Below are 22,371 nucleotides of genomic sequence, written 5' to 3'. Positions count from 1 at the left end.
CGGCCCGGAGAATTCCCATGTCCCAAACCATTCGTGACAACCTCAAACGCATGCTCGCGCCGCAACACGTGGCGTTCGTCGGCGGCCGCAGCATGGCGCGCGCCCTCAAGCGCTGTGCCGAGGGCGGCTACCAAGGGCAAATGTGGCTGGTCAATCCGCAGAATGACAGCCTTGAAGGCGTACCGTGCGTACGCAATATTGCCGATCTGCCATGTGGACCGGATGCAGTCTTCATCGCCACCAACCGCGAGCTGACGCTGACCTGCGTCGCCGAACTGGCCGCCATAGGCGCGGGCGGCGCCATCTGCTACGCCTCCGGCTTCGCCGAGACCGGCGCCGAAGGCCAGGCCCTGCAACAGCAACTGCTCAAGGCCGCTGGCGACATGGCCTTGCTCGGCCCCAACTGCTACGGCCTGCTCGACTACCTGCACAGCTCTGCGCTGTGGCCGGTGGCCCATGGCGGCAAAGCGGTGGAGAAGGGCGTGGCGGTGCTGACCCAGAGCGGCAACTTCGCCTACAACCTGTCCATGAGCGACCGCTCGCTGCCGGTGGCCTACATGGCCTCGGTGGGCAATCAGGCGCAACTGGGTGTCGCTGAACTGATGGACGTGTTGCTTGACGAGCCGCGCGTCACCGCCATCGGCCTGCATCTGGAAGGCCTGAAGAACGTGCCGGGTTTTGCCCGCGCCGCGCACAAGGCGCTGGAGAAGGGCATTCCGATCATCGCCCTGAAAACCGGTGTGTCGCAGATCGGCGCCGAACTGGCCTTGAGTCACACCAGTTCGCTGTCCGGCTCCGATGCGCTGTATGACGCGCTGTTCGACCGTCTTGGGGTGATTCGCGTCAGCGGCCCGGTGAGTTTTGTCGAAACCCTCAAGGCCGCGGCCTGCGGCAACCTGCCGGCGGGCAACAGCCTGATCGCGCTGGCCTGTTCCGGTGGCGACGCCGGGCTGATTGCCGACTACGCCGAACGCAACGAGCTGGGCCTGCCGAAACTCGATCAAGGGCAGGTCGGCGAACTCGCGCAAGTGCTGCCGACCTACGCCAACCTGGTCAACCCGCTGGATTTCACCACGGCGATCTGGGGCGACGGCGAAGCCTTGAACCGCATGCTCGACAGCGCGCTACGCACCGAAGCCGACGCTGCCATGCTGGTGCTCGACTACCCGTCGGAGTTCACCGGCGAGCGCAAGGAATGCGACCTGCTGCTGGAGTTGTACTGCGCGGCACTGCAACGCCACGGCAAGACCGGTTTTGTCACCTCGGCCTTCCCCGAATTGTTGCCGGCCCATGCCCGCGAGCGTCTGCACGCCCAAGGCGTCGCGGCCCTGCAGGGCGTTGAAGACGGGTTGGCCGCGTGGGGCCGCATCGCCGGTTATCAACGCAACCGTCAGGCGTTGCTGGCGTTGGGCGAATCGGCGCTGGTGCCGTTGTGCCCGCAAGCGCTGGAAGGTGAGGGGCGTTTGCTCAATGAATGGGATTCCAAACAGGCGTTGAAAGCCTTTGGCCTGCCGACGCCCAACGGCGTTTTGAGCACCCCGGACAAGGCCCTGAAGGACGCTGAAACCCTGGGCTATCCGCTGGTACTCAAAGCGGTCAGTGCCCAACTGCCACACAAGACCGAGGCTGGTGCCGTGGCGTTGAACCTCAAGGACGGCGCGGGATTGAGCGCTGCACTGGAGAAGATGCGCGCCAGCATTGCCGCTTACGCCCCGGGCGTAGCCTTCGATCAACTGTTGCTCGAACCGATGGCCAAGCCGCCACTGGCTGAACTGATTGTCGGCATCAAGCGCGAAAACGATTTTGGCCTCGCGCTGGTGATCGGTGCCGGCGGCATTCTGGTGGAGTTGCTCAAGGACAGTCGCAGCCTGTTGCTGCCGACCACCGACGGCGCGATCCGCAATGCCTTGCTCAGCCTGCGCAGCGCACCGTTGCTGCAAGGTTTCCGTGGTCGCGAGTCTGCGGACCTGGACGCCTTGGTCACCGCCATCCGCGCCGTGGCCGACTACGCCTGCGAGAACGCCGGACACCTGCTGGAACTCGATGTGAACCCATTGTTGGTCGGTGCCCAAGGCACGACTGCGGTCGATGCGTTGATTCGCCTCGGCCACGAGTGAGGACATGAATATGCAAAGCAAAACCTTGACCGGTGGCCAGGCCCTGGTGCGTCTGTTGGCCAACTACGGCGTCGATACCGTGTTCGGCATCCCCGGAGTACACACCCTGGAGCTGTATCGCGGCCTGCCCGGCAGCGGCATCCGCCATGTGTTGACCCGTCATGAGCAGGGCGCCAGTTTCATGGCCGATGGTTATGCCCGGGTCAGCGGCAAACCCGGTGTGTGCTTCGTCATCACCGGCCCCGGCGTGACCAACGCCGCCACCGGCATCGGCCAGGCCTACGCCGACTCGATTCCGATGCTGGTGATTTCCAGCGTCAACCACAGCGCCAGCCTGGGCAAGGGCTGGGGCAGCCTGCACGAGTGTCAGGATCAACGGGCGATGACCGCGCCGATTACCGCGTTCTCGGCAGTGGCACTGACCGCCGAAGACCTGCCGGAACTGATCGCCCGTGCCTATGCGGTGTTCGACAGCGAGCGCCCGCGCCCGGTGCACATCTCGGTGCCGCTGGACGTGTTGTCGGCGCCGATTGCCCGTAACTGGAGCAATGAAGTGGTGCGTCGCCCGGGTCGCGGCCCGGCATCCGCGACCGCCATTGATCAAGCCGTGGCCAAACTGAAGGCTGCCAAGCGCCCGATGGTCATCGCCGGTGGTGGTGCGCTCAATGCCACCTCTGAACTGCAAGAAATCAGCACCCGACTCGCCGCGCCATTGTTCACCAGCGTCGCCGGCAAAGGCCTGCTGCCGCCGGATGCACCGCTCAACGCCGGCTCATCCCTGTGTGTAGAGCCGGGCTGGAACCTGATCGCCGAGGCCGATGTGGTGCTGGCGGTCGGCACCGAAATGGCCGACACCGACTTCTGGCGCGAACGCCTACCACTCAATGGCGAACTGCTGCGCGTCGACATCGACCCGCGCAAGTTCAACGACTTCTACCCCTGCGCCGTGGCATTGCATGGCGACGCGCAACAAACCCTCAGCGGTTTGCTTGAGCGCTTGCCGACCGACGTGCGCGACGCTGGCGCCGCCACTGCCTCGGTCGCCACCCTGCGTGAAGCGGTCAAGGCCAGCCATGGCCCGTTGCAGTCGATCCATCAATCGATTCTCGACCGTATCGCTGCAGAGCTGCCGGACAACGCGTTCATCAGCACCGACATGACCCAACTGGCCTACACCGGCAACTACGCCTTTGACAGCCTGGCCATCCGCAGCTGGCTGCACCCGACCGGCTACGGCACCTTGGGTTATGGCTTGCCGGCCGGCATCGGCGCCAAGTTCGGCGCGCCGCAGCGGCCGGGCCTGGTGCTGGTGGGCGACGGTGGTTTCCTCTACACCGCCCAGGAACTGGCGACCGCCGTCGAGGAACTAGACAGCCCGCTGGTGGTGCTGCTGTGGAACAACGACGCCCTGGGGCAGATCCGCGATGACATGCTCGGCCTGGATATCGAGCCCATCGGCGTGTTGCCGCGCAACCCGGATTTCGCCGCTCTCGCTCGTGCGTTCGGCTGCACCGTGACCCAGCCGCAAAGCCTGGCCGAGTTGCAGACCGACTTGCGCCAAGGCTTCAAGCGCAACGGCGTGACCCTGATCGAACTCAAACATGCCTGTGCGCATTGATCTGCATTTCAAGGGGATGAAGCCATGCGCTTTTCCGATCTGACTCAACGAATCGCCGGTGACGGCGCCGCCGCGTGGGACATCCACTACCGCGCCCTGGCACTGCGCGAGCAAGGCGAAGACATTCTGCTGTTGTCCGTGGGCGATCCGGATTTCGACACGCCACAGCCTATCGTGCAGGGCGCCATCGACAGCCTGCTGAGCGGCAACACTCACTACGCCGAGGTGCGCGGCAAGCGTGCCCTGCGTGAAGCCATCGCCAGGCGTCATCAACAACGCAGCGGCCAGTCCGTTTCGGCGGATCAGGTCACCGTGCTGGCCGGGGCGCAATGTGCGCTGTTCAGCGTGGCCCAATGCGTGCTCAATCCGGGTGACGAAGTGATCGTCGCCGAACCGATGTACGTCACCTACGAAGCGGTGTTCGGTGCTTGCGGTGCCGTGGTGGTGCCGGTGCCCGTGCGCTCGGAAAACGGTTTTCGCGTGCTGCCCGAAGACGTCGCCGCGCGTATCACCCCGCGCACCCGGGCGCTGGCACTGAACAGCCCGCACAACCCGTCCGGCGCGAGTCTGCCGCGCAGCACCTGGGCTGCCTTGGCTGAACTGTGCATCGGCCACGACCTGTGGCTGATTTCCGATGAGGTCTACAGCGAATTGCTGTTCGAAGGCGAACATGTCAGCCCGGCGAGCCTGCCGGGCATGGCCGAGCGCACCGCGACCCTCAACAGCCTGTCGAAATCCCACGCCATGACCGGCTGGCGCGTCGGCTGGGTGGTGGCGCCGCCATCCCTGGCCGCGCACCTGGAAAACCTCGCGTTGTGCATGCTCTACGGCTCGCCGGATTTCATTCAGGACGCTGCCGTGGTGGCCCTGGAAAGCAACCTGCCGGAACTCGAAGCCATGCGCGAGGCCTATCGCCAGCGTCGCGACCTGGTGTGCAACAGCCTGGCCGATTGCCCCGGCGTGCGGGCGTTGAAACCCGATGGCGGGATGTTCGTGATGCTCGATATCCGCCAGACCGGGCTCAGCGCCCAGGCGTTTGCCGACCGTTTGCTGGATCGCCACGGCGTGTCGGTATTGGCGGGCGAGGCCTTTGGTCCGAGCGCGGCGGGGCATATTCGCCTCGGTCTGGTGGTCGGCGCCGAACCGCTGCGCGATGCCTGCCAGCGCATTGCCCGTTGTGCTCAAGAATTGATGGAGGCCCAGATTCATGCTTAATCACAAGACATTGTTTATTGATGGCCGCTGGCGAAACCCGTCGGGGCAGGGCATCGCCGAGGTGATCAATCCGGCCACCGAAGAAGTGTGCGGCAGCGTTCCACTGGGTGATGAACTCGATGTCGAAAACGCCGTGGCGGCTGCACGCCGGGCGTTCGACTCATGGTCGCGTACACCGTCCAGCGTGCGTGCCGGTTACATCCGCGCCCTGGCCGATCAACTGCGCAATCGTGCCGATGAGATGGCCGCGGTCATCACCACTGAACTGGGCATGCCGGTGCAATGGTGCCGCTCGGTGCAGGTCGACGGGCCGATCGCTGGCCTTGAGCAGTACGTCGAACTGGCTCATCTCATGGACGAAGTGCGCGAAGTCGGCAATTCGCTGGTGATTCGCGAGGCCGTGGGTGTCTGCGCGTTCATCAATCCGTGGAATTACCCGCTGCACCAGCTGATCGGCAAGCTCGCCCCGGCACTGGCCGCCGGTTGCACGGTGGTGGTCAAGCCGAGCCAGGAAACCCCGCTGCATGCCTTCCTGCTGGCGCAAATGATCGAGGACATCGGCCTGCCGGCCGGTGTGTTCAACCTGGTCAGTGGGCCGGGCTCGAAAGTCGGCGAAGCGCTGGCCAAACACCCGGATGTGGACATGGTGTCGTTTACCGGCTCCACCGGCGCTGGCGTTCGTGTCGCCCAAGCGGCGGCGCCTTCGGTCAAGCGGGTGTGCCTGGAACTGGGCGGCAAGTCGCCGTTGCTGATCGCCGAAGATGCCGACCTGGCAGCGGCGGTGCGCTACGGCGTGCAGGACGTGATGATCAACTCCGGCCAGACCTGCACCGCGCTGACCCGCATGCTGCTGCCGGCCAGCCGTTACGCCGAGGCCGTGGAACTGGCGTTGGCGGAAACCCTGAGCCTGCGCATGGGCGATCCCCTCGACCCGCAAAGCTTCCTCGGTCCGATGTGTTCGGCCGGGCAAAAACGCACCGTGCTCGACTACATCAAGGTCGGCCAACAGGAAGGCGCACGGCTGCTGTGCGGCGGTGACACGCCGTCGACTTTCGAACGCGGCTTCTATGTCAGCCCGACGCTGTTCGCCGATGTCGACAACCGCATGCGCATTGCCCAGGAAGAAATCTTCGGCCCGGTGCTGTGCCTGATTCCCTACACCGATGAGGCGCAAGCGATCCAGATCGCCAACGACTCGCCGTTCGGCCTGTCCAGCGGCGTCTGGGCCGGCAGTGCCGAGCGCGCCTTGCACCTGGGGCGGCAGCTACGCGCCGGTCAGTGCTTCCTCAATGGCGCGGCGTTCAATTATCAGGCGCCGTTCGGTGGCTACAAACAATCGGGTAACGGTCGCGAATGGGGTGAGGAGGGGCTGAACGAGTTCGTCGAAGTCAAGGCGATCCAGGTGTGACGGTTGGCGACTCAAACTGTTCATCGCCCACGATGTTGCTACTCCACACCTGCAATCGATACGCTGGAAAAAGTCTAAGGAACCACCATGAAAGTACTGATCGTCCACGCTCACCCGGAGCCGCAATCCTTCACCGCCGCCCTGAGGGATCAGGCTGTTTCCACCCTCGAAGCCCAGGGCCACGAAGTGCAGGTCAGCGACCTGTACAAAATGAACTGGAACCCGGTGGCCAGCGACGCGGACTTTTCCTCCCGGGAAAACCCTGAATACCTGGTCTATGCCCTGGAACAACGCCTGGGCGTGAAGAGCCAGTCGCTGGCCGCGGACATCCAGGCGGAACTGGACAAACTGCTGTGGGCCGACCTGCTGATCCTCAACTTCCCGATCTTCTGGTTCTCCACCCCGGCCATGCTCAAGGGCTGGATCGACCGGGTGCTGGTGTCCGGCATCTGCTATGGCGGCAAGCGCTTCTACGATCAGGGCGGTCTGGCCGGCAAGAAGGCGCTGGTGACCGTGACCCTGGGCGGGCGTGAACACATGTTTGGCGACGGTGCGATCCACGGCCCGTTGGAGGACATGTTGCGGCCGATCCTGCGTGGCACGCTGGCGTATGTCGGTTTTGACGTGCTGGAACCGTTCGTGGCCTGGCATGTGCCGTACATCAGTGAAGAGGCGCGCCAGCAATTTCTGGTTGATTACGGGCAGCGGCTGCAGCATCTGAGTGATGATCAGCCGTTGGTGTTTCCCAAATTGGCGCAGTTCGATGACAAGCTCTATCCACTGACCACCAATGCCTGATTAACACCACATCCCCCTGTGGGAGCGGGCTTGCTCGCGAAAGCGGTTTCAAATTCAACGAAGAATTTGGCAAAAACACCGCCTTCGCGAGCAGGCTCCCACACAACTCCAACCACTTGTTCGGAAGTCCTTCTCTGCGGGGCCGTTGAACTACACTTTTCAGTTGTTCCACCCGATCAGCAGAGCGACGCATGACGTCGCTTGCCATCCGCCAGTCGCCCCAAGGCTTGCCCATTGTGGCAAGCCTGTCGGAGGTCATCATGAATAGGTTTTCACCGGTCAGCCTGTGCATCGCATTGTCGGTTTTAAGTAGCCCGCTTTGGGCGCAATCAGTGGTGCCGATGAAAGGGCAAAGTTCGCAACAAACCCAGGCCGACATCAACGAATGCAACAGCATCGCCGCCAGCCAGAGCGCCTCGACGTCTTCCTCGTCTTCCGGCGGGAGGGTCAAGGGTGCCGCTGTGGGGGCGGCCGCTGGCGCGACGGCGGCCCAGGTGCGCGGCAATCAGCACGACGATGCTTATGATCGTGTCGACGATGACAGGAAACAGGACTATCGCCAGAACCGCGCCAAGGAGACGGCGGCGGCCGGGGTGGTGGTCGGTGGTTCGCGTCAGCGTCAGGAACGTCGGGCGGACGAGAAAACCACCCAGACGAATACCGCGTCGGCCTACAGCAGTTGTTTGCAGGGCAAGGGTTATCAGGTCAACCCTTGAGCCAGGTACGGAACACACTGTGGGAGCGAGCTTGCTCGCGATGGCGCAGGATCAGTCGGCATAGATGTTTGATGTGCCGCCCTCATCGCGAGCAAGCTCGCTCCCACAGGTCCGGTCAAGAGCACAATTTCCGGGGCTCGAGCTCGTTGTTTCAAGGAAAAAGACGGATAAGGAAACTGCCTGTAGCGCAAATCTGACAACCGTTCATCGGTGAACTACGCTGCGATACGTACCCTCGATCTGAATTTCGTGACGTAAGGATCCGACACATGCGGAGCAGGCTGCTCGCTGTAATGTTTACTGTTTTCGGGATGTTTTGGTCGGTGCAACTGTGGGCCGAGGATGCACCGAAAGTGGTTGATGCTCCCGTTGAATTGAAAGTGGCCAACCGCAGCATCATGGTGTTTCGCGCGACCATCCTCGGTGAAGCCCCGGCCTCGCGGGTCAAACGGGCGAAAGCGGTGATCGGTGAGGCGCTGGACGAAGCCGACGACCTCAATGTCACCCTCGACCCGATCATGAAAAGCTATATGGTGCTGCTGGGTAGCCGGCGCGCCTTTATCGTTTCGCCCAATGATTTCGACGCGACTGAATACGACTCGGTACAGCAGGCCGCCGAAGCCGCGGCCGACAGGCTGCGCCAGGTCGTGGCCGAAACCCGGGAGGCCCGCAGCCTGCGGTTGATCCTGCGCTCCGTGGTCGCCGCGTTGATCGCCACCGGCATTTACATCGCGCTGTTGTTCGGCATGTCGTACCTGCGGCGCAGAGTGCTGAAGAAACTGCCCGAACTGATGCATCGGCACACCCAGGCCCTGAAAGTCGGACGGGTGCCGCTGATCGACGCCAATTACCTGTATCCGTTGGCCAGCCGCCTGCTGGAACTGGTGCGCTGGATCATCGTGTTGCTGCTGACGTACGAATGGCTGGGCTTTGTCCTGTCGCGCTTTCCCTATACCCGTCCCTGGGGCGAAAGCCTCAACAACTATCTGCTGGAGCTCGGCGGCTATCTGCTGCAAGGGATCGTCGGTGCCATACCCGGACTGGGCGTGGCGCTGGCGATCTTCTTCATCGCCCGCGGCGCAACTGCATTCATGCGGCGGATACTGCGGCGCATGGCTGTACCGGGAACCCTCAGCTGGCTGAACCATGAAACCCTGCAACCGACCCAACGCCTGACGTCCCTGGCGATCTGGCTGTTTGCTCTGGCCATGGCCTATCCGTACCTGCCGGGTGCCGGCACCGATGCCTTCAAAGGCCTGTCGGTGTTGATCGGCCTGATGATTTCCCTGGGCGCCACCAGCGTGGTGGGCCAGGCGGCGGCGGGGCTGATCCTGACCTACACCCGAACCCTGCGCCCCGGTGAGTTTGTGCGCATCGGCGACTACGAAGGCACGGTGACCGAACTGGGCATGTTCACCACCAGCATTCGCACCGGCCTGGGCGAGGTGCTGACCCTGCCCAACTCGATGATCACCGGCACCGTCACCAAGAACTACTCGCGGGTGGTACAAGGCCCCGGCTACGTGGTCGACACCATCGTGACTATTGGATACGACACACCGTGGCGGCAAGTGGAGGCGATGTTGCTGGAGGCCGCAAAGCGCACACCGGGGATTCTCGAAGTACCGCCGGCCCAGGTGTTCCAGACGGCGTTGTCGGACTTCTACCCGGAATACCGGCTGGTGGCCCAGGCCATTCCCAGTCAGCCCCGGCCGCGCGCGGTGCTGCTGAGCATGCTGCACGCCAACATCCAGGATGTGTTCAACGAGTACGGCGTGCAGATCATGTCGCCGCACTATCTGGGCGATCCGCAACAGGAGAAATGGGTGCCCAGGGACAAGTGGTACCCGGCCCCCGCGCAAGAACCGAAGGAATCCTGATTTCGCCTGAAAGGGAGTTCGCACCATGCTTGAGTTCATTCTCCACGCCCTGCGCACTGACCCGGAAATCGCGGTGTTCCTGGCCATTGCCCTGGGCGTGTTCATCGGCCGCATCCACATCGGCAGTTTCCACCTCGGTTCCGTGGCCGGTGCGCTGTTGATGGGGCTGCTGATCGGCCAGATCGGGCTGGAAGTGCCAACCGGATTGAAGTCGGTATTTTTTGTGATGTTCATCTACGCGGTCGGCTTCAAGAGCGGGCCGGAGTTTTTCGGCAGCCTCAATCGCGGCACGCTGAAACTGGTGGTGTTGAGTGTGGTGCTGTGCGGGACCGCGCTGGCGGCGATCCTGCTGATGAATGCGGTCTTTGATTTCGACGCCGGTTTCACCGCCGGGCTCGGTGCCGGCGCACTGACCGATACGGCGATCATGGGCACGGCCACCAGCGCCATCAATCAACTGTCGATCGACACCGCGGCCAGGGCCCAACTCAACAGCCACATGGCGATTGCCTACGCGATCACGTACCTGTTCGGCACCATCGGCCTGATCGTCTTCGTCGGCAGCATTGCCCCGAAGCTGCTGGGCGTGGACCTCAAGGCGTCGGCACGGGAGTTGGAACTGGAGCTGGGCATCGCCAAGGAAGAAGACGCGATTACTGTACCGTACACCCGCATTGTCGTGCGCGCCCATCAGGTGGCGGACAACGGTTCGGCGAATGGGCAGCGCATTGCCGATGTGGAGAAACAGTACGAATCGCTGACCGTCGAGCGCGTGGTGCGTGCAGGAACAGTTATCGAGCGTGACGAGGCTTTCACGCTGATGGCTGGGGATATCGTCGGGGTCTATGCCTTGCGCGAAGCCGTGGGCACGCTCACCCAGTGGATCGGACCGGAAATCGACCATGCCGAATCCTTGTCCTTCCCCACCCGCGAGGTGGACATCGTCGTGACCTCGCCGGAGTTCGCCGGCAAGACGATCCATCAGGCGAAAAGCCGCCTGGAAAGCGCCAGGCGTCTGGGCTGCTTCATCAATACCATCACCCGCCAGGGCTACGAGTTGCCCTTGCTGCCCAACACCGTGCTGCGTCGAGGCGACGTGATTACCCTGACCGGCCGCACCGCCAGTGTCGAAGCTGTGGCCAAGCGGTTAGGGCGGATTCGCGAGAACAACTACAAGAGCGACATCGCCATGCACACCCTCGGCATGGTGCTGGGCTCGTTGCTGGGGCTGTTGTCGACCCATATCGGGATGATCCCCGTGGAGCTGGGCATCGGTGGCGGGGTCTTGGTCGCCGCGCTGGTGATTGGCTGGTACAACTCGCGCCACCCGGAAATCGGCGCGTTGCCGCCCGCCGCGCAATGGGCGTTTTCCGAGTTTGGCTTGACCGCGTTCGGCGCGGTGGTCGGCCTGCTGGCCGGCCCCGCAGCTTTTGCCGCGATGAAGGAACAAGGCCTGGCGTTGCTGCTGTCCGGCGCCGTGGTCACCATCGTGCCGCCGTTGGTGGCGCTGTACTTCGGCCGCTATGTGCTGCGCCTGCACCCGATGATCCTGTTCGGCGCACTGGCCGGTGCGCAGACCGAAGCGGCGTCGATGAACAAGATCATCGAACAGTCCGGCAGCAATACTCCGGTGATTGGTTTTACCGTGTGTTATGCGATTTCCAATGTGTTGCTGGCGGTGTGTGGGCCGATCATTGTGTTTGTGGTGGCGGGTTAGGGCGCATGCAATGCGCGATGACCATCTATCGTGCTTGACTATCCTGGGTTATTGGATGTGATTTAATCTGGTTCCCATTGAAGCAATCTGAATAACGTTAACAGGTGTCTGCTGCATCTCGCGGCACAGGAGCAAATGTCATGGCCACTACCGTCAAAACCCGATCAGTGACAGCACACGTCCCAGTAGACCTGGCCGAACGGGTTGATGAGCTCGCAGAGCGTCTGGATCGTTCTCGAAACTGGATCGTCAAGCAGGCACTTTCGGCGTGGCTGGATCAGGAAGAAGAACGCAGTCGCCTGACCCGTGAAGCCTTGGCCGATGTGGATGCCGGTCGTGTTGTCGACCATCAAGCGGTCCAGGCATGGGCCGAAAGCCTCAGCAGTGAATCTCCGTTACCGGTGCCGCGCTGATGGAGTTGAAGTGGACCAGCAAGGCGCTTTCCGATGTAGCCCGTTTGTACGAGTTTCTAGCCACCGTCAATCATTGCGCCGCAGTCCATACGGTTCAGCAACTTACAGCTGCTCCGAGCACTTTGCTGAGCAACCCGCGCATTGGTGAGCGCCTGGAGGAATTCGACCCACGGGATGTGCGTCGAATTCTGATCGGCCACTATGAACTTCGATATGAAATTCAGCATTCAACGATCTATCTGCTGCGCTTGTGGCATACACGCGAGCATCGATAGCGCCTGCATGTAAGGGCGGGGGATGTTGCGCAGGGGGCGTTGAGCGACCGGCAAGGCCGCTCAGTTGCAGCGGTGTCAGAAAAGCATATAGGCGGATGCGGTCGTCTGGTTCAGGTCGATCTCTCCGACTTCCAGGACTTCGTATTCCGCGCGCAGGCCGATGTTACGAAAGACATCGACCTCCAGGCCGACACCGTAGGTCAGGTCAACCCCGGTATCGTCGTCGGTGGCATTGCCGTCGGCGTCCCAGGCGTGAGCACCGACGCTGCCGAATACCCGCACCCGATCGCCCAGCGGAAAGCCGACATGGGCGGCAGCCTGGGCCGATTTGCCGTCGAAATCGACATTCTTGTCCTTGAATTGACCGAGATCGACATAGGCACCCTCGAAGGCCAGGTAGCTATTGACGCGATACCCGGCATAAACCTTGTAGCTGGTGTCGTCGTCGTCCAGTCTGGATTCGTCGGTCTGTATGCTGCTTACGCCAGCTCCAAGATATAAGCCTTTGTCATCAGCGAGCGCTTGAAAAGACAGCAACGATAGCAGTGAAGCGAAGCCAAGGTTTCGAAGTCGCATGTGTGGTGGAGTCCTTGTACAGGTTTGTCTGGTGTTAGGGTTCGGCGAGCATTTGAGGGGCCGTGTGGGGTTAATAGAAGTCATTGATTGATATTTTTGAGTCGTACGGCGGGATGTTTGCCGGGCATTGAAAGTAGCGTCTTGCCAACGCTTGAACAGGCAGCGCTTTGCAGAACAACCAGCCTTGTGCCAATACAACCCCCTCCGAAACCAGGTGCGGCAGTTGCTGCTGACTCTCGACACCTTCGGCCACGACCTTGAGTCTTTGCGACTTGGCCAACCGGGCAATGTGTCGCCACAAGGCATCCTCGGCAGCGATCTTGTCGTTTGCGATGAATGAGCGATCTATTTTCAGAATGTCGAAAGGCACCGAATCCAGAAGCGAGAGGTTGGAATAGCCGATACCGAAGTCGTCCACGGCAATGCGATGTCCACACGCACGAAGCCGTCGCAATTGCAGGGCGGCAGACTTCTGATCGAGCAAGGTCCTTTCGGTGATTTCAAACGTCATGGCGGACGCGGGCATGTTGTAGGTTGCCAGCAGGTCGGCCACATAGTCTGGAAGGGTTGGGTCCTGAATATCCTGGGCGCAAAGATTGACCGTAATGTAGAAGTCCTTGCACGCCCAAAGGTAGGTGCTGTAATCCTCCGCCACTTGTCGAATCACCGAGCGCGTAAGTTTGCGGATCAAGTCAGACTTCTCCGCGACCGGAATGAAAACATCCGCAGGCACCTGGGTGCCGTTGTCGCTCCAGTGAGAAAGTGATTCGGCGCCAACCAGATAGCCCGTCGTCAAGTTAACGATAGGCTGGTAGTGAACACCCAGCGTGTTGGCTTTCAGGGCATTGCGAAGTCGTACGGCGATAGAGGTGTAATGCCGTTGGGCACACCTTGCGAGCAAGAGCAGCGCTGCGAACACGCACACAAGGCCAATGAATAGTTTGAATTTGAGACTTGTCAGGTAACTCAACGGAAGAGAAATGACGGCGATCAGTTCATTTCGTTTGCCCGCAAAGGCGATCAGGACCTTGTCTGCCGAGGTAACCAGTTCTTCAAGGTGGAACGGCTTCTGCATCTTCAGCGGCTTGGGGCCAGTGGAGGCAATAGGCACTGCGCCGCCGGGACCGATGAGGTCCAGTTGCAGGTCCTCGGGAAACTTCAAGTTGTCGAGCAGGATCTTCTTGTTTACCCAGACGTAGGTTGACTGTTCCGACACAATGATAAAGTCGCTGTCCGCAGAAACTGCGTGACCGGAATCGACCCAATAGCTTCGCTTTCCAACGGAGAACTTGCGCTTCTCGTTACCGGCCAGTATCGACTGGAGTTCTTGTCCGTAGGAGGAGCAGATCTTGCCGTTGGGCAACTGGATTGCCGCTTGATCAACAAATCGCAGGTTCTTGACCAGGTCGGCCAATTGTAAGTATTGCTCGACGGAGCATTCCTGACCCGAACGATCAAGATCGCCGAGGGTTTCCAGTACTTTGTCGATCTGCGCATTAGGCTCCACTTGAGCAGCACGCAGATCGGCATAAACGTTATTCAACTTCCGTGCGATGAATTGCTCAGCCAGTCCTCCAGCACAGAACCATGCGGCCCAGCCCGTCGCAGCAATCAGGCATACAGTGACTGCGTGCCTTCCAAGTAACGCTTTATATACGGCAATCATCGAAAAACCCCGAGGTATCAATATTTCACTGTGCACCTTGTAGTCGCGGATTAAACGTCTTCAGTACCAGTCAATGACCCAGGCCAACAAGATGCCGCTTGCATAGACGGCAATGCACAGGGCGATTTTCTGCTTGAGTGGCAGTGTGTTTACTCGATGTTGCATGCTTATCTCCTTGAGTGGGCAAATAAGCAATGGTGGGTACCTATGTTCAAGCAAAGGAAATTATTAATCATCATTTGCAGGGCATTGATAAACACCGGTTAACGATAACTCTTATCGCCAGCGACCTGATTGTAAACGGATGAGGACGTGCACCTGGGCTTGGCTGAGTTGCGCCTGGCCGTTTCTGACGGAGTCTCTCCGTAAGCAATCTGATACGCCTTGGAAAAACGACCCAGATGGTGAAAGTTCCAGAACATCGCGGTTTCTGTCACGGTGGGCCACGTTTTATTGATCAGGTCGCGACGGGCGCTGGCGAGTCTCAGGTTTCTGATATAGGCGATTGGCGACATCCCGAACGTTTCAATAAAGCCAAAATGCAGGGTGCGAGTGGTGGTTTCAAGTTGCCTTACGAGCGTTTTTATAGAGAGCGTTTTTTTTGTGTTTTCATGAATGTACTGTATGGCTTCGATCGCCACCTTTCTTCGTGTCGGGACTTTGCGTCTGAAGCCACCAGCGGGCGTCAATGACTGCAATAGAGAAGCAAGTACCGCACTTTCAATCGCTAAACTCTCTGCTGCGCTGCGTTGTGCTGAAGCAGCGTCGTTGATGTCGACACAGCAAGCACTGATGGCTTGAATGGCAGATTGTATGAATTGAAAGTTTTCAGCCTGGAAGCTGTGTTGTGTTCTGTTTGCAAGTATATCTATGACAGGGTGATGTTGGCGGCACCGGTCATAGTTTTCCAGTGTTGTGGTGATGGTGAAAAGTATTTCATTAGGTTCGCAGGTGTAATGCACCGATTCATCGCTGTGCAGTACGATGATTTCGTCAGGCCGTAGTTGGTGATTGTTTACGACGGGGCGTCCAATCGGGGGCTGCGAGATGGCGAATGTCACGAACCCGGCAGGGACAGAACTGACCAGGGTGACGGATGAGTCGAACTCAAGACGGCTGCACTGCAGTTCCGGACTGTGAAAGAGCTTGTGTTGCCGAATGCGCGCCTCTTGCTCGGTCGGAATAAGGCTCATTTGCCATTTGCCTATTGTTCTATTCAGTTGACTCGGCAAGGCAGAAGACAAATGAAAGATCTCGTCGGGCGGTGCGATACTCATGAAGTTGAAGGCTCATCTGTTAAATGATTAGGGTCAAGCCTGACGGGCAGTCATGGAGAAGGTACGCGATTCGGCGTCCTGTCGGTCGGTGAGATCGACCCCATTGCCATTGGCTTTGAACGGGTTGTCAGAGTCCCCGGATCAGTTCCAGCTCCGCCGAAAATGCGTACTTGTTGTCCAACGGTGAATCGTCCATGTGTTGAACGTTGCGCGGGTCAATTTTCGAACTGAAAATCTGCGATTGGGGTTTCATCGGGTCGATGGCGGCGGCTGTAAAGGAGTAAAAGTCGTCAATACGATAACCGGATTTTACCTGATAGCTGGTTTTCACTGCACTTGGGACCTTCTTGTTGGTTTCGACACTCATCAATTTGGCACTGTAGACACCCTTGTCGTCGGCCATGGCCTTGAGGGAAAGCAATAAACCAAACGACACGGTGACGAAGTTTTTCAGTAGCATCGAGACGATTCCTTATTAACGGTTTATTCAGGCAGAGCAGAATGTCAGCTGCATCTCTGCCACGACCTGGCCTGCAAATAATCTCACTTCGATTGTGCCTGCCACAGTCAATAACTCATATTTACGAGGTCGTCAGGATGGTCAAAACACCGTTTGCACCGGGTTACACCGTACGCGTCAGAGTAATATGAGCGAGCTGGCGTAACTCGTGCCGGTATCACCTTGTGGTGGGGTGGAGAGAGGGAAATCACTGTCCTGCTCGTCCGCATGATACTCATTCTCGCTTTGGATTTTCAGATGCGATAGTTTCTGGCGATCATCCGGGCTTGTTTCAATTTCATAATATTCAATGGTCGTGCTTTCGACGGAGTGCTCGTCGTGCGCCAGCGAATAAAGTGGCATGGCAGAAAAAAATAAAACCGCCAGGAATCCGAAAGTCGTCGATTTGTGGGTTCGCAGGAAATGCAGGGTTTTCACTTGATTCTCCTGTAAGGGCATTGTCCCGGACGAGAATCAAGCAGGCTCGATTCCAAAGATTATCGGCGAGGGATTTTTGACAGGAGAGACGTTTGATTCAAATCAATAAGTGTTATTTTTGTTTGAAAAACTCTTTGAGATGAACCTGTGCCAAGCGGGGGTTGAGTCAGTTCGGGAGGCCGATTAATGGTTCATGCAGCGCAAGCGGCCAAGTTCATGTACATAAAAACACACGGCGTTTTTATCCGGCGTCGGAATCAATTCGTAGTTTAGAATGGCGCCTTCTTGCAAGACGTATTGACGTCTGAAGAACAGGTCAGGGGTCTTTTCAATGGCAAAAAGTTCATTGTCCTGGCTGAGTTTGATGTTGCTGACTTTGATTTCGACGTGGGTTTTGCTTTCGCCGATTATATTCGCTGAAATGGTCGCATTGCGGATCTTTCCATTCAGGCTTTCCAGCGTGGTTCCAGTGAGTCGGCCATGCCCGATAGTGAGGTACTCTTCGGTGTTCAGTTGATCAAGATCTTCCAGCCATTGTCGGGCTTTTGTTTGATAACTGGTGTTTTCCATGTAGTGCGAAGGGGAGTACACAAGGGAGAAAATGCAGACTGCATTGATCAAGGCGATGATCGGCCAGTGAACGGCTTGCGGAATTTCAAACTTCATAGGGTGACTTCCAAACATTGACGGATCATCAAGGCGAGGTCTCTTTCGCTGCTGTTCAATTGTAGATTTGCAGTGCTTAGATCCGGGCGAATGCACGATACGGAATAATTGGCTTTATACAGGTTGATCCAGACTTGACCCTTCAGGTTTGGCGGTAGTTGTTCAGTTTGTTTGGCCGACAGATCCATCAGCGCTTGAGCCTCGGCAAGATCGCCGCCCACGGCGTGTATGACCAGTCCATTCTTGTCGACGCTGGAAATTTCAATTTTTGGCGCGTCGAAGTCGAATTGAAAAATGGTAAAGGCAACGACTGCCAGCGTAACCATATAGGCGATCAACTGGGGTTTTGTAATGCACGTGGATTTATTGGTTTTACCTGAGGGTGCAAGCAGTCCATCACTATCAGGTGGCGGTAGTTGTCCAGGGAGAGGGGCGGGTGGCTGCGCTGTTTGCTCTGAGGGTGTTGGTACATCTGCTTGTGCATCGACGATACAGTGCCGGTTGAAGCAATATCCGCGTCGAGGAACAGTCATCAGGATCTCGTGATCCCGACTGTCATTGAGAATATTGCGTAGTGAGAAAACCGTTTGGTTCAAACTGCCGGAGGCAACCACGCGGTCATTCCAGGTGTAGTCGATGATTTCATCGCGGCTTTTAGTGACACCTGGCTCCATGAGCAGCAGGTCCAACAGACGCGACTCAGCTCTCCCTAGCGTGGAATTCTGTACATCTCCATGGGGTGTTGTAATGGAAAGCATGGCGCTGTCCGGGTCGAATACCGCCACGGCGCCATTTTTCAACTTGAAGGTGTAGCTCATAGAAATCTTCCGTTCAGGCGGTACTGGCCTGAGTATAGGGGCCGGATTTGGCTCGGTACATTCTGGTCTGGGAGGTGAACGAAGAGGAGGGCCAGGCGGAAGGTGCACTGTGTGTCGCATTTACAATGCCGGACTGGCTCGTTTCAGAGGCGTGCCGTGTGGCAAACAGCCCGGCCTGGCAGAGGTATCAGTTGAATCAAACAAGGGAAAAGCATTGCTGGATGACCCACGGTTTTTGATTTGGACTCCGTGAATAATGCTTGGAATGGATTTTCTGCGCTATCCGAAAACTGCAAGCTCGGGCAGTTGGGTTTGCGCGCCGCCACGCCTGAATGAACTAACTTCGCTGTTGCGACAGGTTTCAACTGCAGCCTGAACTATCAGGATACAAATCAATGATTGTGTTTTTGTGCGCCTGGCTTGTTGAAGATTATTTTTGATTCTTATTAGCTTTGAACCAGGGGCGTTAGCGATTTAAATGGATATCGAGGAGCGTTGACACACATCGCGTTCATGGTTTGTTTGTCGCGGCGTAAACGATCCTCACCTCTCGTTCTACGGCTTTGCCCCGAGTCCTTTCATGAAGGGCTCGGGGCTTTTTTTGAGCGGAGTAAAACGACAGGGACACAAACACTTAAGGCCATCGTCGCCTACGATCAAGGCAAGACATCGTAACCACGTTGTTGCAGGCAACTGCTGTAGACGGAGTTGTTGGCGGTAACGCTTTGTTCGCTCGCACTCAGATTCTGCCGGCGCTCCTGGCGTTGCCTGGAGCCCCCCACAATGGCGCCGGCAGCCGCGGCACTGCGTGCGTTGTTCTGGCGATAGTCTTGCCTGGTATCGTCGTCAATCTGGTCATAGACGTTTTCATGTTGGCGACCCCGAACTTCTGCCGCGGTCGCACCGGCAACCGCGGCGGTTGCGGCGCCCTTGACCCGACCACCGGAGGGCACGGTGCTTTGCACCGGATGCTGCGCGTTGGCCTGGGACTGGCAGGCACTGGTGTCCTGCTGGATGGTCTGGGAGGTCTGACCTTTGAGGGGAATCACTGTCGCCGCCAGGGTGCTGGTGCTCAGCAATATAGAAACGAGCGCTAAGGTATGGGCCGGTATTTTCATCATTGAGTCTCACGTCAGGCGTTGGCACGGCTAACGGTTTGTCAGAGGGAAAACGCGGCAGGGTATCACATTGAAACCCCATGCCGGTCTGCTTGCGATGGGGTCTGCCTGAGCGTCAACGCTTGAGGAGGAGGGCCTGCATATCGTCTGTCATGCCTTTGAGTGCAACCTTGAAGTCATTGGCAACAATCGGCTGTTCGGCATTCTTGACGGTTTCGCCGAATACCTTGCGCACGATCTTCGCGACCGGCATACCGGTTTTGGCGTCGATCAGGTTGGCTTCGATGTACATCTCGGCGGTCTGATCCCGATGCCCGGTGGCGGCTTGTGTCGCCCCGACAATGGCGCCGATTGGAACAGCCTCATACCAGTGCATGCCTTCGTTGTTGGCGCTGACGTGAGTGATTGCCGCTTGCAGGATCAGCGATCGCGAATCGGTTGGTGCCAGCTGTGGATAAGGGACGATCGTATAGCGGCGGGCAAAGGCGGTCTTGACGCTGTTGCTGGCCATCAATTGCAGGTCTTGCAGGGTCTTCAGGCTGACGCGCGCGGTCGGCTGCGGCGATGGATACAGTTCCATCTGCCTGAACACCACCGTGGAATACGCGCGAGGATCGAACCCTGGCGATACCCAGCGCAATACTTTCTGCTCACTCGGCGTAGTTTGCTCCTCCAGGCCCTGGTAATTGCCCAGGAAGCCCGAGTATTGCTCTTGCTGCGCTACTTTCGAGACACAGCCGACCTGAAATACACAGCTCAAAGCAATACCCGCAATCCATTTATTCGACATGCCCATGTGTTTGGTTCTCAAGTGATGAAAGTTGTCATTCGGGTTCCGACCTGGCCCCGGGCATTGGTCCGGGCGCCTTGTATTCAGGCACTGGTACTTGCCGGTCGGTTACGCAAAGCAGGTGCTTGCACGCCGGTCAATGCGGGCCGAATGCTGCCCGTAGCGGCGGGATAATCCGAATCAATAACTCTCAAAAACTGTTAAACACGCGGTGAGGAAAAATTGCACATCGATCACAGTTGCCTACGCTAACCCTTTGCAACGCCGGTTTTGGCGTCTACAGGTGAGTGAGCATGGATTGGAAAGAAGGATGGATGGGCACCGCGTCGACACTCGTCGCTGTGTTGGGCTGCGTCCCTATGGCTCAGGCCGACGATTCGGCGGAGTTGGCAAAGAAGGCCCTCAACCCGGTCGCGGCGATGTACAGCCTGCCCGTGCAGTACAACTGGGACCAGAAGATGGGGCCGACCGGGGAGGGCATGCACAGCGTCACCAATATCCAGCCTGTGCTGCCGTTTGCCTTGAACGAAGACTGGAACCTCATTTCCCGGACCATTCTGCCGATCATCGACCAGCACGGCCTGGCCCCCAATGGCGCGGCGGACAAATCCGGCACCGGCGATATCACCCAGAGTTTTTTCTTCTCGCCGACCAAGCCCACGGACAGTGGCTGGATACTCGGTGGCGGCCCGGCGTTATTGATACCGACCGGCAGTGACGAGTTGCTCGGCAGTGAGCAATGGGGCCTCGGCCCGACGGCGGTGGCGTTGAAACAGTCCAATGGCTGGACCCGAGGCATTCTGGCCAACCATATCTGGGGCCTGGACGACAGCCCGCCGGACGACAAGGAAAAGGTCAACCAGACCTTCCTGCAACCCTTCCTCTCGTACACCACTCATACGTACACGACCTACGGGGTAAACACCGAGTCGACCTACAATTGGCAATCGCGCGAATGGTCGGTACCGGTCAACCTGACGATTACCCAACTGCTGAGGATCGGCGGTCAACCGCTGACGGTGCAGGCCGGCCCGCGCTACTGGCTCGACAGCCCGGAGGACGGCCCGCAGGGCTGGGGCTTTCGCGCCGCCGTGACGCTCCTGTTTCCACGCTGATACGCCGTTTCGGACGGCCTGGAGGAGACACCGCATGGACCGATTCACCGGCGGTTGTTTGTGCGGCAAGGTGCGCCTTGTTGCGTCGGGGCGCCCGTTCCGGGTTGGCGTTTGTCACTGTCTCGACTGCCGCAAGCATCATGGGGCGCTGTTCCACGCGTCCGCGATATTTCATCAGGATGCCGTGACGATCGAGGGCGAAACCCGTGACTACGCCGGGCGGCATTTCTGTCCGCACTGCGGTTCGTCGGTGTTCTCACGCAGCGCAGACGAAGTCGAGGTGAACCTCGGATCCCTGGATGCCCCTGACCAGTTGACGCCAACCTACGAGAGCTGGACTGTGCGGCGCGAGGCCTGGTTGCCGGCGTTTGCGCTCACCCGACACTACGAACGCGATCGAGACAGCACGGGGCGTTTTGAGGACTAACGGGCACATATTCATATGCCATGACAAGCGGCTATGACAATGAGTGCGAGAAAACACACCAACTGAACGCTGAAGAAGGCAAACCGAACCGCCACGAACGCATTGGTTTGCTCATGGGCTACGTGAACCAGAGACTGGCACACGCGAGCGATAAGGACGAGCGTGCTCGTCCTGCCACTCCAGTTCATCGAGTACGACGTGCCGGTTTTCATCCTTCCAGTGGAATTTGAAGACATCCTTGAACAACGGGCACAGCTCTTCGCGCGGGGCGATGCTTTGCACGTAGTGCGCCTGAACAAATAGCTCGATATGGCAGGTCAGTGCCAGCACCGACCAGGTGCTGGTCGCGAGTACCGCGCGCGCCACCTCGTTTGGATCGGCAACTTGACGATATCCCGCTGGCAATTTCGAACTCATCATCGTTTCCATGCGCCGGAACAGTTCCTGGTGCTTGATCTCGTCGTTGGAAAAAAGCACCAGCGCTTCAAGAGCCAGTTGATCGTCAAATACATGGGCCCGACCCTGATCGAGCATCTTGGCACTGATAAAACGCTCGACCAGGCCAAAGATATACGCATAGGTTCGACCCTGGATCTGACTGAGCAGGCGCGCCTCGGCTGCTTCGAGAAAGGTCAGGCGGTCGAGCTGCGAGAGTCCGTCGGGCAGGAATTTGCGCGAGAAGTCGAAACGGCGGTCCTGGAGCAGATCGCGATCGATCTGCCATTCGGTCCTCTTCGATGATCTGACCATTTGCGCATAACGGGCGGTGTTGCCTGACGCTGAGCCGGGTAGGGTAACGACGCTGTCCATATGGATCTCCTGCT

The 22,371-nt window shown here is 58.8% G+C and carries 21 protein-coding genes and 2 pseudogenes; 12 read left to right on the top strand and 11 right to left on the bottom strand.

The genetic code is table 11. The features are described from left to right. The first annotated feature begins 17 nt into the window (after positions 1–17). The 10 genes from AC3IT6_RS15455 (at position 18) to AC3IT6_RS15410 (ending at position 12,157) form a co-directional block, all read left to right on the top strand. Positions 18–2,117, top strand: coding sequence for an acetate--CoA ligase family protein (locus AC3IT6_RS15455; RefSeq protein WP_489350866.1), 2,100 nt, complete (start codon positions 18–20; stop codon positions 2,115–2,117). 10 nt (positions 2,118–2,127) lie between these two features. Further along, positions 2,128–3,735 carry a 5-guanidino-2-oxopentanoate decarboxylase gene (locus tag AC3IT6_RS15450; protein ID WP_489356581.1) on the top strand — a complete coding sequence of 536 codons (1,608 nt, stop codon included), beginning with the start codon at positions 2,128–2,130 and terminating at the stop codon, positions 3,733–3,735. Positions 3,736–3,759: 24 nt separating this feature from the next. After that, on the top strand, positions 3,760–4,950 hold the full coding sequence (locus AC3IT6_RS15445) for a pyridoxal phosphate-dependent aminotransferase (RefSeq protein ID WP_489350864.1): 1,191 nt from the start codon (positions 3,760–3,762) through the stop codon (positions 4,948–4,950). Next, on the top strand, positions 4,943–6,358 hold the full coding sequence (locus AC3IT6_RS15440; RefSeq protein WP_489350862.1) for an aldehyde dehydrogenase family protein: 1,416 nt from the start codon (positions 4,943–4,945) through the stop codon (positions 6,356–6,358). The genes AC3IT6_RS15445 and AC3IT6_RS15440 overlap by 8 nt, the downstream gene beginning before the upstream one ends. Positions 6,359–6,445: 87 nt before the next feature. Next, on the top strand, positions 6,446–7,156 hold the full coding sequence (locus AC3IT6_RS15435; protein ID WP_489350860.1) for an NAD(P)H-dependent oxidoreductase: 711 nt from the start codon (positions 6,446–6,448) through the stop codon (positions 7,154–7,156). A gap of 260 nt (positions 7,157–7,416) precedes the next feature. Further along, complete coding sequence (locus tag AC3IT6_RS15430; RefSeq protein WP_489350858.1) at positions 7,417–7,872, top strand: hypothetical protein; 456 nt, start codon at positions 7,417–7,419, stop codon at positions 7,870–7,872. Between the two features lie 269 nt (positions 7,873–8,141). Then, positions 8,142–9,752, top strand: a complete 1,611-nt coding sequence (locus AC3IT6_RS15425) for a mechanosensitive ion channel family protein (RefSeq protein ID WP_489350856.1) — start codon at positions 8,142–8,144, stop codon at positions 9,750–9,752. A 25-nt stretch (positions 9,753–9,777) separates the two neighbouring features. Beyond that, on the top strand, positions 9,778–11,469 hold the full coding sequence (gene aspT, locus AC3IT6_RS15420) for an aspartate-alanine antiporter (RefSeq protein WP_489350854.1): 1,692 nt from the start codon (positions 9,778–9,780) through the stop codon (positions 11,467–11,469). Positions 11,470–11,609: 140 nt separating this feature from the next. Then, complete coding sequence (locus tag AC3IT6_RS15415; RefSeq protein WP_223448829.1) at positions 11,610–11,882, top strand: CopG family ribbon-helix-helix protein; 273 nt, start codon at positions 11,610–11,612, stop codon at positions 11,880–11,882. Next, entirely contained in the window at positions 11,882–12,157 is a 276-nt protein-coding gene (locus tag AC3IT6_RS15410; protein ID WP_489350852.1) for a type II toxin-antitoxin system RelE/ParE family toxin, read from the top strand. Before AC3IT6_RS15415 ends, AC3IT6_RS15410 begins: the two co-directional genes overlap by 1 nt. Before the next feature lie 75 nt (positions 12,158–12,232). Here AC3IT6_RS15410 and AC3IT6_RS15405 read toward each other — a convergent pair whose 3' ends face one another. From AC3IT6_RS15405 to AC3IT6_RS15365, 9 genes are all read right to left on the bottom strand, one after another. Next, entirely contained in the window at positions 12,233–12,733 is a 501-nt protein-coding gene (locus AC3IT6_RS15405; RefSeq protein WP_223448831.1) for an outer membrane beta-barrel protein, read from the bottom strand. A 70-nt stretch (positions 12,734–12,803) separates the two neighbouring features. Then, positions 12,804–14,399: an EAL domain-containing protein gene (locus tag AC3IT6_RS15400; RefSeq protein ID WP_489350849.1), complete on the bottom strand. Its 1,596-nt coding sequence runs from the start codon at positions 14,397–14,399 to the stop codon at positions 12,804–12,806. Between the two features lie 263 nt (positions 14,400–14,662). Further along, a complete protein-coding gene (locus AC3IT6_RS15395) occupies positions 14,663–15,676 on the bottom strand; it encodes an AraC family transcriptional regulator (RefSeq protein ID WP_489350847.1) in 1,014 nt (337 codons plus the stop codon). 127 nt (positions 15,677–15,803) lie between these two features. Then, complete coding sequence (locus AC3IT6_RS15390) at positions 15,804–16,136, bottom strand: hypothetical protein (protein ID WP_223448834.1); 333 nt, start codon at positions 16,134–16,136, stop codon at positions 15,804–15,806. Between the two features lie 177 nt (positions 16,137–16,313). Beyond that, complete coding sequence (locus AC3IT6_RS15385) at positions 16,314–16,613, bottom strand: hypothetical protein (RefSeq protein WP_489350845.1); 300 nt, start codon at positions 16,611–16,613, stop codon at positions 16,314–16,316. 183 nt (positions 16,614–16,796) lie between these two features. Continuing rightward, on the bottom strand, positions 16,797–17,279 hold the full coding sequence (locus AC3IT6_RS15380; RefSeq protein WP_489350843.1) for a hypothetical protein: 483 nt from the start codon (positions 17,277–17,279) through the stop codon (positions 16,797–16,799). Continuing rightward, positions 17,276–18,097 (bottom strand): winged helix-turn-helix domain-containing protein, encoded by an 822-nt coding sequence (locus AC3IT6_RS15375; RefSeq protein ID WP_489350841.1) that lies wholly within the window; start codon positions 18,095–18,097, stop codon positions 17,276–17,278. The genes AC3IT6_RS15380 and AC3IT6_RS15375 overlap by 4 nt, the downstream gene beginning before the upstream one ends. 656 nt (positions 18,098–18,753) lie before the next feature. Beyond that, positions 18,754–19,215 (bottom strand): hypothetical protein, encoded by a 462-nt coding sequence (locus tag AC3IT6_RS15370; protein WP_489356579.1) that lies wholly within the window; start codon positions 19,213–19,215, stop codon positions 18,754–18,756. Positions 19,216–19,330: 115 nt separating this feature from the next. Then, entirely contained in the window at positions 19,331–20,011 is a 681-nt protein-coding gene (locus AC3IT6_RS15365) for a DUF3313 domain-containing protein (RefSeq protein ID WP_489350839.1), read from the bottom strand. Positions 20,012–20,319: 308 nt separating this feature from the next. Here AC3IT6_RS15365 and AC3IT6_RS15360 point away from each other — a divergent pair, with 308 nt between their 5' ends. Both AC3IT6_RS15360 and AC3IT6_RS15355 read left to right on the top strand, forming a co-directional pair. Then, positions 20,320–21,120, top strand: coding sequence for a transporter (locus AC3IT6_RS15360; RefSeq protein WP_489356577.1), 801 nt, complete (start codon positions 20,320–20,322; stop codon positions 21,118–21,120). Positions 21,121–21,154: 34 nt separating this feature from the next. After that, positions 21,155–21,547 carry a GFA family protein gene (locus AC3IT6_RS15355; protein ID WP_489350837.1) on the top strand — a complete coding sequence of 131 codons (393 nt, stop codon included), beginning with the start codon at positions 21,155–21,157 and terminating at the stop codon, positions 21,545–21,547. 11 nt (positions 21,548–21,558) lie between these two features. Here AC3IT6_RS15355 and AC3IT6_RS15350 read toward each other — a convergent pair. Next, positions 21,559–21,714: pseudogene (locus tag AC3IT6_RS15350) on the bottom strand (MAPEG family protein); the annotation flags it as partial. Then, positions 21,704–22,357: pseudogene (locus AC3IT6_RS15345) on the bottom strand (hypothetical protein); the annotation flags it as partial. The pseudogenes AC3IT6_RS15345 and AC3IT6_RS15350, both read right to left, overlap by 11 nt. Between the last annotated feature and the right edge of the window lie 14 nt (positions 22,358–22,371).

The organism is Pseudomonas sp. KH_017 (assembly GCF_057840285.1).
Note: the sequence above shows the minus strand (reverse complement) of the source record. Positions and strands in the feature narration are given on the sequence as shown.

Bases quoted from the DNA above. Each gene is read 5' to 3' on its own strand.
- AC3IT6_RS15455 (WP_489350866.1), top strand. From the start codon at position 18: ATGTCCCAAACCATTCGTGACAACCTCAAACGCATGCTCGCGCCGCAA.
- AC3IT6_RS15450 (WP_489356581.1), top strand. From the start codon at position 2,128: ATGCAAAGCAAAACCTTGACCGGTGGCCAGGCCCTGGTGCGTCTGTTG.
- AC3IT6_RS15445 (WP_489350864.1), top strand. From the start codon at position 3,760: ATGCGCTTTTCCGATCTGACTCAACGAATCGCCGGTGACGGCGCCGCC.
- AC3IT6_RS15440 (WP_489350862.1), top strand. From the start codon at position 4,943: ATGCTTAATCACAAGACATTGTTTATTGATGGCCGCTGGCGAAACCCG.
- AC3IT6_RS15435 (WP_489350860.1), top strand. From the start codon at position 6,446: ATGAAAGTACTGATCGTCCACGCTCACCCGGAGCCGCAATCCTTCACC.
- AC3IT6_RS15430 (WP_489350858.1), top strand. From the start codon at position 7,417: ATGAATAGGTTTTCACCGGTCAGCCTGTGCATCGCATTGTCGGTTTTA.
- AC3IT6_RS15425 (WP_489350856.1), top strand. From the start codon at position 8,142: ATGCGGAGCAGGCTGCTCGCTGTAATGTTTACTGTTTTCGGGATGTTT.
- aspT (WP_489350854.1), top strand. From the start codon at position 9,778: ATGCTTGAGTTCATTCTCCACGCCCTGCGCACTGACCCGGAAATCGCG.
- AC3IT6_RS15415 (WP_223448829.1), top strand. From the start codon at position 11,610: ATGGCCACTACCGTCAAAACCCGATCAGTGACAGCACACGTCCCAGTA.
- AC3IT6_RS15410 (WP_489350852.1), top strand. From the start codon at position 11,882: ATGGAGTTGAAGTGGACCAGCAAGGCGCTTTCCGATGTAGCCCGTTTG.
- AC3IT6_RS15405 (WP_223448831.1), bottom strand. From the start codon at position 12,733: ATGCGACTTCGAAACCTTGGCTTCGCTTCACTGCTATCGTTGCTGTCT.
- AC3IT6_RS15400 (WP_489350849.1), bottom strand. From the start codon at position 14,399: ATGATTGCCGTATATAAAGCGTTACTTGGAAGGCACGCAGTCACTGTA.
- AC3IT6_RS15395 (WP_489350847.1), bottom strand. From the start codon at position 15,676: ATGAGTATCGCACCGCCCGACGAGATCTTTCATTTGTCTTCTGCCTTG.
- AC3IT6_RS15390 (WP_223448834.1), bottom strand. From the start codon at position 16,136: ATGCTACTGAAAAACTTCGTCACCGTGTCGTTTGGTTTATTGCTTTCC.
- AC3IT6_RS15380 (WP_489350843.1), bottom strand. From the start codon at position 17,279: ATGAAGTTTGAAATTCCGCAAGCCGTTCACTGGCCGATCATCGCCTTG.
- AC3IT6_RS15375 (WP_489350841.1), bottom strand. From the start codon at position 18,097: ATGAGCTACACCTTCAAGTTGAAAAATGGCGCCGTGGCGGTATTCGAC.
- AC3IT6_RS15370 (WP_489356579.1), bottom strand. From the start codon at position 19,215: ATGAAAATACCGGCCCATACCTTAGCGCTCGTTTCTATATTGCTGAGC.
- AC3IT6_RS15365 (WP_489350839.1), bottom strand. From the start codon at position 20,011: ATGGGCATGTCGAATAAATGGATTGCGGGTATTGCTTTGAGCTGTGTA.
- AC3IT6_RS15360 (WP_489356577.1), top strand. From the start codon at position 20,320: ATGGGCACCGCGTCGACACTCGTCGCTGTGTTGGGCTGCGTCCCTATG.
- AC3IT6_RS15355 (WP_489350837.1), top strand. From the start codon at position 21,155: ATGGACCGATTCACCGGCGGTTGTTTGTGCGGCAAGGTGCGCCTTGTT.